This window comes from Plastoroseomonas hellenica (assembly GCF_018129085.1).
Lineage (GTDB): Bacteria > Pseudomonadota > Alphaproteobacteria > Acetobacterales > Acetobacteraceae > Plastoroseomonas > Plastoroseomonas hellenica.
In genome coordinates, this window is record NZ_JAAGBB010000002.1 from 144,691 (window position 1) to 161,055 (window position 16,365).

Below are 16,365 nucleotides of genomic sequence, written 5' to 3' on the forward strand. Positions count from 1 at the left end.
GCTATGGCAGGCGCGCCATCGCCGCCGCGCGCCCGACCAGCGGGTGCGCCGGATCGGCGAAGGGGGCCAGCACCGTGAAATGGTCGGCGCCGGGCACGGCCTCGCTGCTGCCGCCCCAGGCCGCGGCGAAGTCGCGCGTCTGGCGGAGATATTCCGGGCTCTCCTCGCCACCCACCACGGCATGCATGGGAATGCCCGGGGAAGGGAGCAAGCGCGGCGAGAAGGCGCGCGCCGTCGTCCTGTCCAGATCCATCGCCGCGACCACGCTGGTGCCGAGCAGGGGTTCCAGCTCGAAAAGGCCGGAGACCGGCAGGATGGCGCCGACCAGGCGTTCCGGCAGGCGAGCGTCGATGGCGCGCCAATCGGTCGCGGCGAGCATCGCCGCCAGATGTCCGCCGGCGGAATGCCCCATCGCCAGGATGCGCCGCCCCGTGAGCCGGTGCAGGGCGAGCGCGGCCGCGCGCGCCTGCTCGACGATCGCGGCGAGCGGGACAGCGGGCGCCAGGTCATGCGTCGGCACCGCCGCGCTCACGCCCCGAGCCACGAGCCCGGCCGCGCAATGGCTGACGAAGGATCCGTCCAGCGCCTGCCAATAGCCGCCATGGATGAACATCGCGACCGGTTGCCCCTCCGCCGGGCCGAACAGGTCGAAGCGCTGGCGCTCCCCGGGGCCATAGGGCATGGCCAGACGGCTGCCCGCCGGCGCCGCCGCGCGGAAGGCGGCGGCATCGCGCGCCCAGCCGGCGATGATTGCGCCATGGCCCGGCACCCGGGCGCGGTTGTTGTATTCGCGCTCTGCGTCGAATGGGACTTCAGCATCCATGGGCGGCATTCCGCATGGCATCGCCGCGCACGGCAAGCCAGGATCGCGGCATGCGCATCTACCTGGCCGGGCCGGAGGTCTTCCTTGCTGACGCGGACGCCGTCGCCGCCGGCAAGAAGGCGGTCTGCGCCGCGCATGGGCTGGCCGGCGTCTTCCCCTTGGATCTGCCCCTCGCCCCCGAGGCTGCGTCGCTCGAAGCGCATCAGCGCATCTACCGCGCCAATGAGGCACATATCCGGAGCTGCGACGCGCTGATCGCCAATCTGACGCCGTTCCGCGGCCCCTCCGCCGATGCCGGCACTGCCTATGAGCTCGGCTTCATGCGGGCGCTCGGGCGGCCGGTGCTGGCCTATACCAATATCCTCAGCGACTTCGCCGGGCGGACGCTGGCGCATCTCGGCCCGCATCTCCGCCGCCGCCCCGACGGCGCCTGGGAAGACGACCAGGGCATGGGCATCGAGGAGTTCGGCCTCGCCGACAACCTGATGCTCGATGGCGGGGTGATCGAGGCCGGCTTCCGGGTGGAGCGCCAGGATGTGCCGGAGGCGCAGCGCTGGCACGACCTCACCGCCTTCACCCGCTGCGTCCGCAGCCTCGCTGCAACGCTTGCGCGCTGACCCTCACAGCGCTTTCGCCGCCTCCAGCACCTGCGCGGCGTGCTCGGCGGGCTTCACCTTGCGCCAGATCTTCGCGACCTTGCCGTCCGCGCCGATCAGGAAGCTGCTCCGCTCCATGCCCATGTACTGGCGGCCATACATGGATTTCTCGACCCAGGTGCCATAGGCGTCGGCAAGCTTGTGCTCGGGGTCGGAGGCGAGCGGGAAGTCCAGGCCGTACTTCTTCGCGAACTTCTCGATCGGCGGCAGCGCATCGGGCGAGACGCCGATGACCGTGAGCCCGAGCTTGCCGAGTTGGGGCAGCGCTTCCTGCACGCCGCAGGCCTGGGTGGTGCAGCCGGGCGTGTCGGCCTTCGGGTAGAAGTAGAGCAGGTAGGGCTTGCCCTTCAGCGCCGCGCTGCTGACCTCGCGCCCACCACTGGCCGCCAGCTTGAAGGCCGGCGCCTTGGCGCCTTCGACGAGCTCCGCCATCAGTTCTGATCCCCCGCAATGACCGGCGCGCCAATGCGCCGCTCGAAGATGGCGCGCACCTCGGCGGCCGTCTCCCGCATCTGAGCGCGGAGGCCGGGGAGGTCAATCGCCGGCTCCCGCAGCAGCGGTGCGGTCGTGCGCAGCAGCGCGGCGGCGACCGTCTCCGGCAGCGCCTCTTCCCGCGCACGGCCGACGGTCAGGCGCAGCAGGCCGGTGATGCCGCGCCAGAGCTTCTCCGCCCGGATCAGCGCCTCGGCTTCCTCCGCCGGCAGGATCCGCTGCTTCGCCAGCGCGGCGATGGCGGCGCGTGTCTGGGTCGCCAGCACTGCGGGCATGCGGTGCGCATGCGCGAGCTGCAGCGCCTGGGCGACGAATTCCACCTCCACCAGGCCCCCCGGCGCCAGCTTCAGATCCCAGGGGCCTTCCGGTGGCAGGTCGCGCAGCATGCGGCCGCGCATGGCGGCGGCATCGGGCAAAGCGCGCCTGGCGAATTCGGCGCGGGTCAGGGCGGCGCGGATCGCGGCGGTGATGCGGCGCGCCAGCGCGGCGGGGCCGGCGATCACCCGCGCCCGGGTCAGCGCCATCCGTTCCCAGGTCCAGGCGCTCTCCGCATGGTAGCGTTGGAACGCGCCGAGCGAGACCGCGACCGGCCCTTTGGAGCCGGAGGGGCGGAGGCGCATATCCACCTCCCACAGCTTCCCATTGGCGCCGGGTGCGGTGATCGCGGCGACCACCTGATTGGCCAGCCGGCCGAAATACTGCGACGGCGGCAGCGCTCTCTGGCCGCCTGTGCTGGTTTCGGCCGCGGGGTCATGATCATAGATCAGCACCAGGTCGAGATCGCTGCCGGGCAGCATCTCCCGCCCGCCGAGCTTGCCGAGGGCCACGACGCAAAGCGCGCCGCCCTTCACCTTGCCTTGGCGCTCGGCGAAATCGGCGACCACATGCGGCAGCAGCGCGGAAACCGCGGCGGCCGCGAGATCCGATCGCGCCTCGCCCGCGACATCGGGATCGATCAGGCCTTCCAGCGCGGCCGCGTCGATCTCGAAGTTGCGCTCCATGGCGAGGCGCCGGGCGGCCTCCATCGCTTCCTCGACATGCCGTGCATCCTTGATCAGCGCCGGCAGGGAGCCCGCCACGGCAGCCGGGCTGATGCCGCCCGGCTGACCGGAGAGCAGCCCCTCCAGCGCCGCCGGGTTGCGCGCGAGATGGTCGGCAAGCTGCGGTGCGGCGCCGAGAATACCCGCGAGCCTGTCGAGCAGCGCCGGGTTGCGGGTGAAGAGGCTCAGCACCTGCACCCCGGCGGGCAGGCGCATCAGCATCGCATCGAAGCGCGCCAGCGCCGCATCCGGCTCGCGCTGGCGCGCGAAGGCGGCGAGCAGCACCGGCATCAGCGCGGTCAGCAGCTCCCGCGCTCTTTCGCTGCGCGTGGCGCGCGGGCGGCCGTGATGCCAGCCGCGCACCATGGCAGCGACTCCGGCGGCATTCTGATAGCCCATGGATTTCAAGGTCGCGATGGTCGACGGGTCGTCCTCGACGCCGGTGAAGACCAGATTGCCGCCGTCATGGCTTTCCGCGAGATCGGGTGCCGCTTCGAAGAGGCCGCCATAGTGGCGCTCGACCCGCCTCAGATGGGCGGTGAAGGCGGCGGCGAAGACCTCCGGCCCCTCGAAGCCGAGGAAGCTCGCGATGCGGGCGAGGCCCTCGATATCCTCCGGCAGGCGATGGGTCTGGCGGTCCGCCACCATCTGCAACCGATGCTCGACATTGCGCAGGAAGACATAGGCATCGGCGAGATCGGCCGCGGCGCGGCGCTCGACCCGCCCGGCGCCGGCCAGCGCCGCGAGCGCGCCGAGCGTCGTCGGGTCGCGCAGCGCCGGGTCGCGGCCGCCCCAGATCAGTTGCAGCACCTGGGCGGTGAACTCGATCTCGCGGATGCCGCCACGGCCAAGCTTCACGTCGTGACCGGCGACCTGCACGCTGTCATGCGCGCCCTTGGCCGCCTTGTGGACATGGATCTGGCGCTTGATGGAATGGATGTCGGCGACGGCTGCGAAATCGAGGTGCCGGCGCCAGACGAAGGGCCGGATCTCGCGCAGGAAGCTGTCGCCGAGCGCGCGGTCGCCGCCGACCGGGCGCGCCTTGATCATCGCGGCGCGTTCCCAATTCTGCCCCATTGATCCGTAATAGGTGATCGCCGCCGGGATCGAGACCGCGAGCGGCGTCGCCGCGGGATCGGGACGGAGGCGGAGATCGGTGCGGAAGACATAGCCTTCCGCCGTCCGCTCCTCCATCAAGGTCACCAGATCGCGCGCGAGACGAACATAGAGCGCGCCCGCCCGGTCGGCATGATACGCTGCCGCCTCCGGGTCATAGAGAACCATGAGGTCGATATCCGACGAGTAGTTCAGCTCCCGTGCGCCGAGCTTGCCCATGCCGAGGATGGTCAGGCCCGCACCCCGTGCGACCGCCTTCGGATCGCGCCGGCTGCCACCGGGCAGACGGAGCTCCCCCCTGGCAGACGCTTCGCGCAGGAGATGCGCGACGGCCATGTCGAGCGTTGCCTCCGCGAGGTCGGACAAGGCGCCGGTGACCCGATCGAGCGGCCAGAGGCCGGCGATGTCGGCGGTTGCCGCGATCAGCGCCGCCTGGCGCTTGACCCGGCGCAGCAGGCCGCCCACGGCGGCGCGCGGCGCGGCGGCATCGCAGCGCGCCAGCGGGTCCAGCGCCACCGTCATGGCGTCGTCCGGGCCGCGCTCGGCCAGTCGCAGCAGGCTGGGCGATTCGCGGAGCGCCAGCTCGGCCAGATAGGGGCTGTGACCGCCGAGGGCGGCGAGCAGCGCCTGACCCGCCTGGCTGCCGGCATAGGCGCGTTCGGCGCTGCCGCGCTCGGCGAAATCCTCGACCAGGCGGTCGGCCGCCTGGCGGTCGTAGGGGCGGGGCAGGCCCTGGGTCCGGGGATCGGGATCACGTGGCATGGTCGGGGAGGGAAGGCGTGAGCGGGGCGAACGGTCAAGCCGCAACCCCGCGACCGGCGCCCCCGGAGCGCCCGAGCCGGGCTGCCGGCCGGCGCCGGCGGCTGCATTGGTCCGGGCATGTCTGCGGCGCGATGCTGACCCTGACGGCTGCGCTCGGGCTGATCCTGGCGACGGTCGCCTGGCGGCTGGCGCAGGGGCCGGTGGACCTGCCCTTCCTGGCGGCCCGGATCGAGGCCGCCGTGAATACCCCCGACAGCCCCACCCGCCTCGAGATCGGGCGCGCCAGCATCGCCTGGGGCGGCTGGCGGGACGGGCACGCTTCGCCCTTCGAGATCGTGCTGCGCGACATGCGCGCGCGGGAAGCCGGCGGGACCTTGCGCGCCGAAATGCCGGAAGCCGCCGTCTCCCTCTCGCTCGGCTGGCTGCTGCGCGGGGAATTCGCGCCACGGGTCGTGGAGCTGCGCCAGCCCTCGCTCCGGGTGTTCCGGGCCGAGGACGGATCCTGGGCGCTCGACCTCGGCAGCCTGGCCGAGCAGGGCGAGGCGCCGCCGGAGGAGCTCCCGGCCGAAGGGCCGACGGCCGCCGCCAAGATCTTCGCCGACCTGATGCGCCCAGCCTCGGAGGACAGCCCGGTCGCCGCCCTCCAGGCGGTGACCCTGACCGGTGGCCGGGTGCAGGTGCTGGACCGGCAGCTTGGGCGGAGCTGGACGCTCGATCGGCTGGATCTGCGGCTCAGGCGGCGGACGGCGGGCGGCATCAGCGGTCGCGGCCAGGCGATGCTGCGCCTCGGCGATGAGGTGGTGCCGATCGGGGTGACCGCGGAGGCGACCGGCAATCCCGGACGCATCACCGTCGGCGTCGCGCTGCCTGCGGTGCAGCCGGCGGCGCTCGCGCGTGCCGTGCCGGCGCTGGCGCCGCTGGCGGCGCTGGATGCCGGCGTGGCCCTGGAAGCCGATGCGGTGTTCGACCTCGATGGCAACCCGCTCAGCGTCGAGACACGGCTGCAGGCCGGCGCCGGCGCCGCCAACCTCGGCGAAGGGCGGCGGGTGGCGATCGCCGGGATCGATGTCCGGGCGCGTTTCGAAGGCGACAGGCTGACCTTCGGGCCGGCACGGCTGTCGCTGCCACGCGGCCCCGGCGGCAGCGCGCCGGAGATCCGGCTGCAGGGGCAGGCGCAACGCGCCGAAGGGATCTGGCAGGGCGGCCTCGAGGTCGCGCTCGATGCGATCGCGCTGGGTGATCTCGCGCAGTACTGGCCGGAGGGTGTCGGGCGCGGCGCGCGGCGCTGGATGACCGAGAACATCACCGCCGGCACGGCGCGGAACGGGCAATGGCGGGTCGAAGCCGAGGTGCCCGAGGCGCTGGATGATGTCCGCGTCACCAGCCTCGCCGGCCGGATCGAGGTCGAAGGCGCGACCGTGCACTGGCTGCGTCCCGTGCCGCCGGCCGAGGATGCGCGCGGCACCGCCGAGTTCGGGCTCGACGAGATCAACGTCCGGCTCACCGGCGGGCGGCAGCAGGGCGGCATCACCGTGCGCGACGGCGCGCTCCGCTTCTACGCCTTCTCGACCGGGCGCGAGGAGACGGAGATGAACGTCCGCGTCGCGGGCTCGGTCGCGGAGGTGATGGCGCTGCTGCGCCACCCACGCCTCAAGCTGTTCGAGCGCCGGCAGACGCCGCTGCCCGAGATGAGCGGGCAGGTGACGGAGGCGCGGGTCGCGATCGCCTTCCCGCTGATCGACGCGCTGCCGATCGAGCGGCTTCGCATCGGCGTGCAGGCGCGGCTGGAGCAGGTCCGGATCGCCCGCGCGCTGCTCGGGCAGGACATCGCCCGCGGCACCTTCGATCTGATCGCGGATACCGACGGCCTGCGCATCCAGGGCAATGCCCAGGTGGCTGAGGTGCAGGCGCGGCTCGGCGTCGAGATGGATTTCCGCTCGGGCAACGCCCAGCAGGTGGTGACGCGGGAGAGCCTGGCGACCCGGGCGGAGGCGCGGCAATTGGCGGCGCTCGGGCTCGACCTGCGCGGCATCGCCGATGGCCCGGTGGCGCTGGAAGCGCGGCAGGAGACGCGGCGCAACGGCCAGGCGCGGATCGCCCTGCGCGCCGACCTGCGCGAAGCCGCGTTGACGCTCGATGCCATGGGCTGGGGCAAGGCGCGCGGCCAGCCCGCGGCGCTGGAAGCCGCGCTGCGGCTGCAGAGCGGCGCCGTCCAGGCGCTGGAGAGCGCGCGCTTCGAAGCGCCCGATGCTGTCGTCCGGGTACGCGCCGGCGCCTTCCGCGGTGGGCTGCCGGAGCGGCTGGAGATCCTGGAAGGGCGGCTCGGCGAGAGCCGCTTCCAGGGCGAGCTGCGCGCCCCGCGCGCATCCGGCGCGCCCTGGGACGTGTCGCTGAACGGGCCGGTGCTCGACCTGCACGGCGCGTTGGAACGGCAGTCCGCGGCGAGCGGCGGTGCCGAAGGCGATGCCGACCCGAGCCCCCCCTTCGCCGTCGATCTCCGCTTCGACCGCGTGTTGCTTGGCCCGGGGCGGGAGCTCTCCGCGCTCGCGGCCCGTGCCCAGGTGGATGAGCGCGCGGTGGTGCGGGACGCGCGCGCGACCGGACGCGCCGGCACCGGCGCCTTCGAATTCGCGATGATTCCGACCGGCAGCGGTGCGGCGGCGCGGCGCAACGTCACCCTGACCGCCGCCGATGCCGGCGCCCTGCTGCGCGCCTTCGACGTGGTCCGCGCCATCGACCGCGGCCGGTTGTCGATGACCGCGGCCTATGAGAGCAACCGCCCGGGCGCCGCCCTGCGTGGCCAGGCCGAGATGACGGATTTCGCGGTCCGCGACGCGCCCGCCTTTGGCAAGCTGATGCAGGCGATGACAGTCTACGGGCTGTTCGAGGCCGCATCCGGACCAGGGCTCGGCTTCTCGCGGCTGGTCGCGCCCTTTGTCCTGACGCCGGACGCGCTGATACTGGAAGACGCGCGGGCCTTCTCCGCCTCGCTCGGCCTGACCGCGCGCGGGCGGCTCGACCGCCGGCAGCAGAGCATCGACATGCAGGGCACCATCGTGCCCGCCTATGTGTTCAACACCCTGCTCGGCAACATCCCGCTGCTCGGGCGACTGTTCAGTCCGGAGCGCGGCGGTGGCCTCTTCGCCGTCACCTACCGGATGCGCGGGCCGCTCGCCGATCCGGCGGTCAGCGTGAACCCACTCTCCGCCCTGACCCCCGGCTTCCTGCGCGGCATCTTCGGCATCGGCGACAGCGGCCCCGACCTCGGTTCTGCGGCGCGGTGAGAGCGCGTCCTGGGGAAGGCTCCGCCTTCCCCAGACCCCATCCGCCAGGAGGATAGATCCTCCTGGACCTGCTTCACTTGGTGCCCTGATTGCGAAGGGGGCTTCCGGCGCCATGCGCCGGAAGCCCCCTTCGCAATCAGGGCTCTAAAAGTCAACGGGGTCCAGGGGCCTGTAGGCTCCTGGCGGGTGGGTCCGGGAGGGCGGCGCCCTCCCGGGATGCGCCTCACCCCGCGCGGACCAGGACGTGGCGCTTGCGGCCGAAGGAGAGTTTGGTGACCTCCTTCGCTGGCAGGGTAATGGCGGCGTCGGTCACCGGGACGTCGTCGATGCGGATGGCGCCGCCGGCGACGGCGCGGCGGCCTTCGCCCTTGCTGGTGGCGAGGCCGGCGGCGACCAGGAGGTCGAGCAGCGGTGCCGGCAGGGCATGGGTGATGCTCGGCAGGGTCTCGGCGGCCTCGCCTTCCTCGAAGGTGCGGCGGGCGGTCTCGGCGGCTTCCTCGGCGGTGGCGCGGCCGTGCAGCAGGGCGGTCGCCTCGGTCGCCAGGATCTTCTTCGCCTCGTTGATCTCGGCGCCGCCGAGGGTGGCGAGGCGGCGCACCTCGTCCATCGGGAGTTCGGTGAAGAGGCCGAGGAAGCGGCCGAGATCGGCATCCTCGGTGTTGCGCCAGAACTGCCAGTAGTCATAGGGCGAGAATTTCTCGGCGCTCAGCCATTTCGCGCCGGAGGCGGTCTTGCCCATCTTGGCGCCGGAGGCGGTGGTGATCAGCGGCGTGGTCAGGCCGAAGGCGTCCTTCTGGTCGGCGCGCCGCACCAGCTCCGCCCCCATGATGATGTTGCCCCATTGATCGGACCCGCCCATCTGCAGCGCGACCCCGTGACGCCGGGACAGTTCCAGGAAGTCGTAGGACTGCAGCAGCATGTAGTTGAATTCGAGGAAGCTGAGGTTCTGCTCGCGGTCGAGGCGCAGCTTCACGCTGTCCAGAGTCAGCATTCGGTTGACCGAGAAGTGCCGACCCACGTCGCGCAGGAAGGGGATGTAGAGCAGCCGGTCCAGCCATTCGGCATTGTCCAGCATGACGGCGTCGGTCGGCCCCTCGCCGAAGCGGAGGAAGCTGTCGAAGACGCGGCGGATGCCGGCCTTGTTGCGCTCGATCTGCGCGTCGTCGAGCAGCGGCCGCGCCTCGTCGCGGAAGGAAGGGTCGCCGACCTTGGTGGTGCCGCCGCCCATCAGCACGACCGGCCGGTGCCCGGTCTTCTGCATCAGGCGCAGGATCATGATCTGCACGAGGGAGCCGACATGCAGGCTGTCCGCCGTGGCGTCGAAGCCGATATAGCCCGCCACCGGTCCGGCCTTGAGGCGCGCGTCCAGCGCCTCCGCATCGGTCACCTGGTAGACATAGCCGCGCTCCTGGGCGATCGCCAGGAAGTCGCTGCTGGGCTTGCTGCTCACGGTCTCGGTTCCTTGACTGGCCAACCCGGGACTTCCCCGGGGGCGGTCGGACTAGCACACTCCAAAAATGCTTAGAACCATCGGGCTGATGAGCGGCACCTCCCTCGACGGGGTGGATGCCGCGGTGGTGGAAACGGATGGGGAGCGGATCGGCGCGCTGGGCAAGCGGCTGACCCTGCCCTATGCCCCGGCGCTGCGGCGCGACCTGCGCCTGTTGCTGGACCGGGCGCAGACCGGGATCGAGCCCGAGGACCCCTTCCTGCGCGATGTCGAGCGCCGCCTGACCGAGCGCCACGCCGAAGCGGTGGCGGCGCTGGACGCACGGCCGGAGCTGATCGGCTTCCACGGCCAGACCATCCTGCACCGGCCGCCGCGCGGCGATGGCCCGCTGGGGCGAACCTGGCAGATCGGCGATGCCATGCTGCTGTCGCGGCTGGCCGGGACGGCGGTCGCCTATGATTTCCGCAGCCAGGACGTGGCGATGGGGGGCCAGGGTGCGCCGCTGGTGCCGATCTTCCACCAGGCCATGGCCGCCGCCCTGCCGAAGCCGCTGGCGGTGCTGAACCTCGGTGGTGTCGGGAACCTGACCTTCCTCGGCCGCGACGGCGCGCTGGTCGCCTTCGACACCGGTCCGGCGAATGGCCCGCTCGACGATTGGGCGCGCAAGCACACCGGGCGCGACCATGACGAGGGCGGGCGGCTGGCGCTGGCCGGACGCGCCGATGGCGACGTGCTCGGCCGGCTGCTGGCGCATCCCTTCCTGGAGCAGCCGCCGCCGAAATCCCTCGACCGGCTGGATTTCGACCGGGCGCTGAAGGAGGCCGGGGCCCCGGCGCTGAGCCCGGCGGATGGCGCGGCGACGCTGGTCGCCTTCGCCGCGATCGCGGTCGCCGCGGCCGGGCGGCACCTGCCGGAAGCGCCGTTGCAGTGGCTGGTCTGCGGGGGCGGCCGGCGCAACACGGCGCTGATGCGGGCCCTCGCCTCGGCGCTGGAGGCGCCGGTGCGTGCGGTCGAGATCGCCGGCTGGGACGGCGACGCGCTGGAGGCGCAGGCCTTCGGGCTGCTGGCGGCGCGGGTGGCGCGCGGCTTGCCGATCACCTTCCCCGGCACCACCGGCGCGACCCGGCCTTTGCCCGGCGGACGTCTCCTCGGGTTGGCGTAACCTCGGCGCGTCCTATTGCAGCGCAATCTGGTTGTCGCCGAGCACGGCCTTGTAGCGATCGACCTCGGCGGCAACGAAGCGGCCGAATTCGGCGCCACGCCGGGTGGCGACGATGGTGCTCGCATCCTCGAGCATGCGAAGGACCGCCGGCGCCTGCATGGCCCGGTCGACGGCGGCGGCGGCCGTGCTCAGGATGGCATCCGGCAGGCCGGCCGGGCCGAAAAGCCCGACCCAGCTCATGGCGTCGATCTCGCCATAGCCCTGTTCATGCAGCGTCGGGAGGTCCGGGAAGCGGCCGATCCGCGCCATGGTGGCCGCGGCGAGCGGGCGGAGCTTGCCCTCGGCGATCTGCGGCGCGACCGCGGCGACGCCGTCGATCGCCATGGCGACGCGGCCCGCGAGCAGGTCCGCCATCGCCGGCGCACTGCCGCGATAGGGCACGTGGGTCAGGTCGAGCCCCGCCGCTTCGGCGAACATCGCGCTCGCCAGATGATGGACCGAGCCGATGCCGGCGGAAGCATAGGTGATGCTGCCGGGCTGCGCCCGCGCCGCAGCCACCAGGTCAGCGGCGCTCCGGAACGGCGATGCTGCGGGCACCACGAGCATGTGCGGGTGCTGGGCGACCTGGGCGATCGGGGTGAAGTCGCGCACGGGGTCATAGGGCAGGTCCCGGAACAGGGCTGCGGCGACGGCGTTGGGCGTGGAATGGCCGAGCAGCAGCACGGAGCCGTCCGCGGGCGCCCGGGCCGCCGCCGCCGAGGCAAGGGTGCCAGAGGCGCCGGTGCGGTTCTCCACGACGAAGGGTTGGCCGAGGGCCGCCGCCATGGGCTCGGCGAGGGCGCGGGCCACGATGTCGGCGAAGCCACCGGGGGCGAAGCCGACCAGCAGGCGCACCGGCCGCTGCGGCCATGCGGCCTGGGCGCGGAGAGGGGCCGCGCGCAGCAGCGTGGCGCCGCCGAGAAGCGCGCCTGCCGCGAAATGCCGCCGCATCATCATCATATATCGTCCTGCCGAAGGCGGCAGGAAGCCCGCCGCGCTGGAATGCGCCGGTGCGCGGTGTCTCGTCCCAGGATGGGAGGCTAGAGCAGATCGCCGGAGGGCGGAATCGCCCGGGGCGTAAATCTGCTCGCCCAAAACAATGGGGAGCATTTGAGGTGAGCCCAAGCGAACGGAAAATGCTCTCCGCAGGCACCGTGGCCGCGGCAAGACCCTGAAACGAAAAACGCCGGCCATGAAGACCGGCGCTTTCAACGGCTTACGCCGCGTTCTTCAGTCGGCGGCGAGCGCCATGCGGTTGCGGTTTAGCGCGGTCATGACATGGTCCTCGACCGCATCGGCCACCTGGGCGGTGCCTTCGGGGTTGAAGACATGACCGGCGCCGGGCAGCACCCGGTAGTCGAGCTTGATGCCCTTCTGGGTATTGAGCTTGTCGACCAGCTTCCGGACGCTCGCTTCCGGCACCAGTTCGTCGTCGGCGCCATGGAACATCAGGCCGTTGCAGGGACAGGGCGCCAGGAAGCCGAAATCATAGTGGCTCGCCGGCGCGCTGATCGAGACGAAGCCGCCCATCTCCGGCCGGCGCATCAGCAACTGCATGCCGACATAGGCGCCGAAGGAATAGCCCGCGACCCAGAGCGAGGACGCGCTGGGGTTCACGGCCTGGAGGAAGTCGAGCCCCGCCGCCGCATCGCTGATCTCACCGATGCCGCCGTCATAACGGCCCTGGCTGCGGCCGACGCCGCGGAAGTTGAAGCGCAGCGTGGAGAAGCCCATCGCCTGGAAGCGCTGATACAGCGCATGGACGACGCGGTTGTTCATGGTCCCGCCGTGCAGCGGGTGGGGGTGCAGGATGAGAGCGACCGGGGCATTGGCCCGCTTGGCGTGGTGGTAGCGGCCCTCGAGCCGCCCATCGGGCCCTGCGAACATGACTTCAGGCATCGCTCTCTTGCGTCCTTTGCTTGGGCATCCGGCGGTCTCCGCCACGCGGTCGGGCTGGGGGCCCGACGGCGCGGCGGCGGCCCGCCGGCCGCCTGTTCAGGAACCCTGTCGTCAGATCGCCGCCGCTACGCCCGCGCCACCGCTTCCGGTGAGCGCAACCCGCCCCTGCATCCGGCGGCAATTGACCGGCCTGATCGCGAACAATAGCATCCGGCCGCTTCTGAACGGCCTTCGCCAAAGGTGCCGGTTGAGCCGATGCGGATTGCACGGAGGCTCGGTCGGCGATCGGTCGCGATGATCTCGAGGCGGTGGCCGGTCAGCTCTGGTTCGATCGGGCGGGGTAGGCGAAGAATAACGTCCCAGGGTGGGTTCCGGCCCCCCGGGAGCGCGAAATATACGGAGGGGATAGGCTTTTTCCTACCGAAATCCGGGCATAGCCCCCATGTGAACATGGCTGGTCCGGAAATTTCGCAACAAAGGCGTCTCGCGAAGGTTGAGCGGACAATGAGGCTTTCGACCCGGAGTCGCTACGCGGTGATGGCCATGGCCGACTTGGCGGCCCGCGGCGGAGCGCCTTGCGGCCCCCGCGGCGGCGCGCCCTGTGGCATCGAGCGGCCGGTTTCGCTGACCGAGATCGCCGGCGCCCAGCTTCTTTCGCTGGCCTATCTGGAACAGCTTTTCGGCCGTCTCCGCCGCGCCGGGCTGGTGGCCTCGGCGCGCGGGCCGGGCGGCGGCTACCGGCTGGCCCGGCCGGCCGCCGAAATCGGGATCGGGGAGATCGTGGAAGCGGTGGACGAGCCGATCGCTGCGACCCGCTGCGACGATGGCGGGCCGGGCTGCCTCGCCGGCGAACGCTGCCTGACGCACGACCTCTGGGCCGAGCTCGGCGAGCAGATCCGGCTCTTTCTCTGCGGCGTCACGCTCGCTGATGTGGTGGCGGGCGACGTGCGCGGCCGGGCCATCGCGCCGCGCATCTGCGAAGCCGCACGTCGCGCGGGGAGCGCGGATTAAACCTATGCGCCGCGGGAGTGCCGATTGAGCTATCTCGACGCGAACGCCACCGAGCCGCTGCGGCCCGAGGCGCGGGCAGCGGCGATCGCGGCGCTCGACCTAGCCGGCAATCCTTCCTCGGTCCATGCCGAGGGCCGCGCCGCGCGGCGGGTGCTGGAAGCTGCGCGGGAGGCGATTGCGCGTCGCTTCGGACCCGGGGCCGTGGTCTTCACCGCCGGCGGCACCGAGGCCAACGCGCTGGCGATCCGCGGGCTCGCGGCCGGGCGGCGGGTGCTGGTCGGCGCCACCGAACACCCGGCGGTGCTGGCGGCGGCGACCGGGGGCGTCACGCTGCCCGTCGATGGACGCGGCATCATCGCGCTGGAGGCGCTGGAGGCCGCGCTACTGGAGGGGCCGGCGCTGGTCTGCCTGATGGCCGCGAACAATGAGACCGGCGTGCTGCACCCGATCGCCGAGGCGGCGGCGCTCTGCCGCGACGCCGGGGCGCTGCTGCATGTTGATGCGGTGCAGGCCGCCGGCCGGGTGACGCTGCCCGAGGCCGGCGACAGCCTGGCGCTCTCCGGCCACAAGCTCGGCGGCCCCAAGGGCGCGGGCGCGCTGCTGCTGCGCGGCGGGCTGGAGCCCGCGCCGCTGATCGCCGGCGGCGGCCAGGAGCGCGGGCGCCGCGGCGGCACCGAACCGCTGCCGGCGATCGCCGGCATGGCGGCGGCGGCCGAGGCGCCAATGCCGGATCTCGCGCCGCTCCGCGATGCGCTGGAGGCTCGCCTGCGTATCATCGCGCCCGAGATCGTCATCGCCGGCGACGGCGCACCGCGCCTGCCCAATACATCCTGCATCGCACTGCCCGGGGCGGCCGCCGAGACGCAGGTGATCGCGCTCGACCTGGCGGGCGTCCGGGTCTCGGCCGGCGCCGCCTGCTCCTCCGGGAAGGTCGCGCGGTCGCATGTGCTGGCGGCGATGGGCTGGGGGGAGCTGGCGGGCTGCGCCATCCGCGTCTCGCTGCCCTGGAACGCGACCGCGGAGGATGTGGAGCGCTTCGTCGAAGCCTGGGCCGCCATGCGTGCCCGCCTCTCGCGCCGCGCGGCATAAAGACCCATCTTCAGGGCCATGACGCGCCCGAACCGCCCGATTTACCTCGACAACCACGCGACGACGCCGGTCGATCCCCGCGTGCTGGCGGCGATGCGGCCCTGGTGGGAGGAGAATTTTTCCAATCCCGCCAGCATCGAGCATGTGATGGGCCGCGCCGCCGAGGCCGCCGTGGAAGAAGCCCGCGCTGATGTCGCGGCGCTGATCGGCGCCGAGGCGCGGGAGATCGTGCTGACCTCGGGCGCCACCGAATCGAACAACCTGGCGATCAAGGGCGCCGCGCGTTTCGCGGCGGCGCAGGAGAGCCCGCGCCGCCGCGTCGTGACCGTCGCGACCGAACACAAATGCGTCCTGGAAAGCGTGAAGAGCCTGGCTGCCGAGGGCTTCGAGCCGGTGATCCTGCCGGTGCAGGCGAGCGGGCTGCTCGACCTCGACGCGTTGCGCGCGGTGGTGGACGAAGGGACGCTGTTGGTCTCGGTCATGGCTGTCAACAACGAGATCGGGGTGGTGCAGGACCTCGCCGCGATCGGCGCCATCGCCCGCGCCGCGGGCGCGTTGTTCCACACCGACGCGGCCCAGGCCGCCGGGCGTGTCCCGCTCGACGTCAATGCCATCCAGGCCGATCTGCTCTCGCTCTCCGGGCATAAGATCTATGGGCCGAAGGGGATCGGGGCGCTTTATGTCCGGCGCCGGCCGCGGGCCCGCATCGCGCCGCTGCTCTCGGGCGGCGGGCAGGAGCGGGGGCTCCGCTCCGGCACCCTGCCGGCGCCGCTGGTGGTGGGCCTGGGCGAGGCGGCCCGGATCGCGGCCAGCGAGGGCACGCTCGATGCCGGGCGCATCGCCGGGCAGCGCGACCGGCTTCTGGCCGCGCTCCAGGCAGGCGTGCCGGGCCTCGTGGTCAATGGCGATGCCGAGCGGCGGGTCGGCGGCAACCTCAACCTGACCTTTCCGGGCGCGGTTGATGCCCAGGCGATCATGGCGGCGGTGCCGGAGGTCTGCGTCTCGACCGGATCGGCCTGTTCCTCGGCCGAGATCGAGCCTTCCTACGTGCTCAAGGCGCTCGGCCTGCCGGAGGACCGGGCCAGAGCGACCTTGCGTATCGGGATCGGGCGCTTTACCTCGCCTGCCGATGTGGACCAGGCCGCCGCCCTGCTGGCGGAGGCCTGGCAGCAGGCTGCCTCGGGACAGACGGAGCGATAGGGCCCTTCATGCCGAAGATGGTTTTCGTGGAGCGTGACGGCACGCGGCGCGAGGTGGATGCGCCGAACGGGCTTTCGGTGCTGGAGATCGCGCACAAGCACGGCATCGATATCGAGGGCGCCTGCGAGGGCAGCCTCGCCTGTTCGACCTGCCATGTGATCGTCGAGCCCGGCTGGTTCGGCAAGCTGGTGAAGCCGACCGAGGACGAGGAGGACATGCTCGACCTCGCCTTCGACCTGCAGGAGACCTCGCGGCTCGGCTGCCAGCTCATCATGACCGATGCGCTGGACGGGCTGGTGGTGAAGCTGCCATCCGGCACCCGCAACGCGGGGGGATGAGAGC

At 72.2% G+C, this 16,365-nt stretch carries 13 protein-coding genes; 7 read left to right on the forward strand and 6 right to left on the reverse strand.

Annotation, left to right across the window (positions count from 1 at the left end; all coding sequences use genetic code 11):
• Position 1: 1 nt before the first annotated feature.
• Positions 2–823 (reverse strand): alpha/beta hydrolase, encoded by an 822-nt coding sequence (locus tag GXW71_RS02330; RefSeq protein ID WP_211850778.1) that lies wholly within the window; start codon positions 821–823, stop codon positions 2–4.
• Positions 824–873: 50 nt separating this feature from the next.
• On the opposite strand from GXW71_RS02330, the gene GXW71_RS02335 reads away from it, so the two are divergent.
• Positions 874–1,440, forward strand: coding sequence for a nucleoside 2-deoxyribosyltransferase (locus GXW71_RS02335; RefSeq protein WP_211850779.1), 567 nt, complete (start codon positions 874–876; stop codon positions 1,438–1,440).
• Positions 1,441–1,443: 3 nt separating this feature from the next.
• On the opposite strand, the gene bcp is transcribed toward GXW71_RS02335, so the two are convergent.
• A complete protein-coding gene (bcp, locus tag GXW71_RS02340; RefSeq protein WP_211850780.1) occupies positions 1,444–1,911 on the reverse strand; it encodes a thioredoxin-dependent thiol peroxidase in 468 nt (155 codons plus the stop codon).
• Positions 1,911–4,889 (reverse strand): bifunctional [glutamine synthetase] adenylyltransferase/[glutamine synthetase]-adenylyl-L-tyrosine phosphorylase, encoded by a 2,979-nt coding sequence (locus GXW71_RS02345; protein ID WP_211850781.1) that lies wholly within the window; start codon positions 4,887–4,889, stop codon positions 1,911–1,913. The genes bcp and GXW71_RS02345 overlap by 1 nt, the downstream gene beginning before the upstream one ends.
• Positions 4,890–5,020: 131 nt before the next feature.
• On the opposite strand from GXW71_RS02345, the gene GXW71_RS02350 reads away from it, so the two are divergent.
• Positions 5,021–8,173, forward strand: a complete 3,153-nt coding sequence (locus tag GXW71_RS02350) for a YhdP family protein (RefSeq protein ID WP_211850782.1) — start codon at positions 5,021–5,023, stop codon at positions 8,171–8,173.
• A gap of 223 nt (positions 8,174–8,396) precedes the next feature.
• On the opposite strand, the gene tyrS is transcribed toward GXW71_RS02350, so the two are convergent.
• Positions 8,397–9,623 (reverse strand): tyrosine--tRNA ligase, encoded by a 1,227-nt coding sequence (tyrS, locus tag GXW71_RS02355; RefSeq protein ID WP_211850783.1) that lies wholly within the window; start codon positions 9,621–9,623, stop codon positions 8,397–8,399.
• A 67-nt stretch (positions 9,624–9,690) separates the two neighbouring features.
• Between tyrS and GXW71_RS02360 the strand changes: the two genes are divergently transcribed.
• A complete protein-coding gene (locus GXW71_RS02360; RefSeq protein WP_211850784.1) occupies positions 9,691–10,785 on the forward strand; it encodes an anhydro-N-acetylmuramic acid kinase in 1,095 nt (364 codons plus the stop codon).
• 12 nt (positions 10,786–10,797) lie between these two features.
• Here GXW71_RS02360 and GXW71_RS02365 read toward each other — a convergent pair whose 3' ends face one another.
• Complete coding sequence (locus GXW71_RS02365; RefSeq protein WP_211850785.1) at positions 10,798–11,784, reverse strand: Bug family tripartite tricarboxylate transporter substrate binding protein; 987 nt, start codon at positions 11,782–11,784, stop codon at positions 10,798–10,800.
• A gap of 270 nt (positions 11,785–12,054) precedes the next feature.
• A complete protein-coding gene (locus GXW71_RS02370) occupies positions 12,055–12,723 on the reverse strand; it encodes an alpha/beta hydrolase (protein WP_211850786.1) in 669 nt (222 codons plus the stop codon).
• A 504-nt stretch (positions 12,724–13,227) separates the two neighbouring features.
• On the opposite strand from GXW71_RS02370, the gene GXW71_RS02375 reads away from it, so the two are divergent.
• From GXW71_RS02375 to GXW71_RS02390, 4 genes are read left to right on the forward strand one after another with little or no spacing between them, the layout of a single operon-like run.
• Positions 13,228–13,734 (forward strand): Rrf2 family transcriptional regulator, encoded by a 507-nt coding sequence (locus GXW71_RS02375; RefSeq protein ID WP_211850787.1) that lies wholly within the window; start codon positions 13,228–13,230, stop codon positions 13,732–13,734.
• A gap of 24 nt (positions 13,735–13,758) precedes the next feature.
• Positions 13,759–14,823, forward strand: coding sequence for a cysteine desulfurase family protein (locus tag GXW71_RS02380; RefSeq protein WP_211850788.1), 1,065 nt, complete (start codon positions 13,759–13,761; stop codon positions 14,821–14,823).
• A gap of 18 nt (positions 14,824–14,841) precedes the next feature.
• Positions 14,842–16,023: a cysteine desulfurase family protein gene (locus GXW71_RS02385; protein ID WP_211850789.1), complete on the forward strand. Its 1,182-nt coding sequence runs from the start codon at positions 14,842–14,844 to the stop codon at positions 16,021–16,023.
• A gap of 8 nt (positions 16,024–16,031) precedes the next feature.
• Positions 16,032–16,361 (forward strand): ferredoxin family 2Fe-2S iron-sulfur cluster binding protein, encoded by a 330-nt coding sequence (locus GXW71_RS02390; RefSeq protein WP_211850790.1) that lies wholly within the window; start codon positions 16,032–16,034, stop codon positions 16,359–16,361.
• The last annotated feature ends 4 nt before the right edge of the window (positions 16,362–16,365 follow it).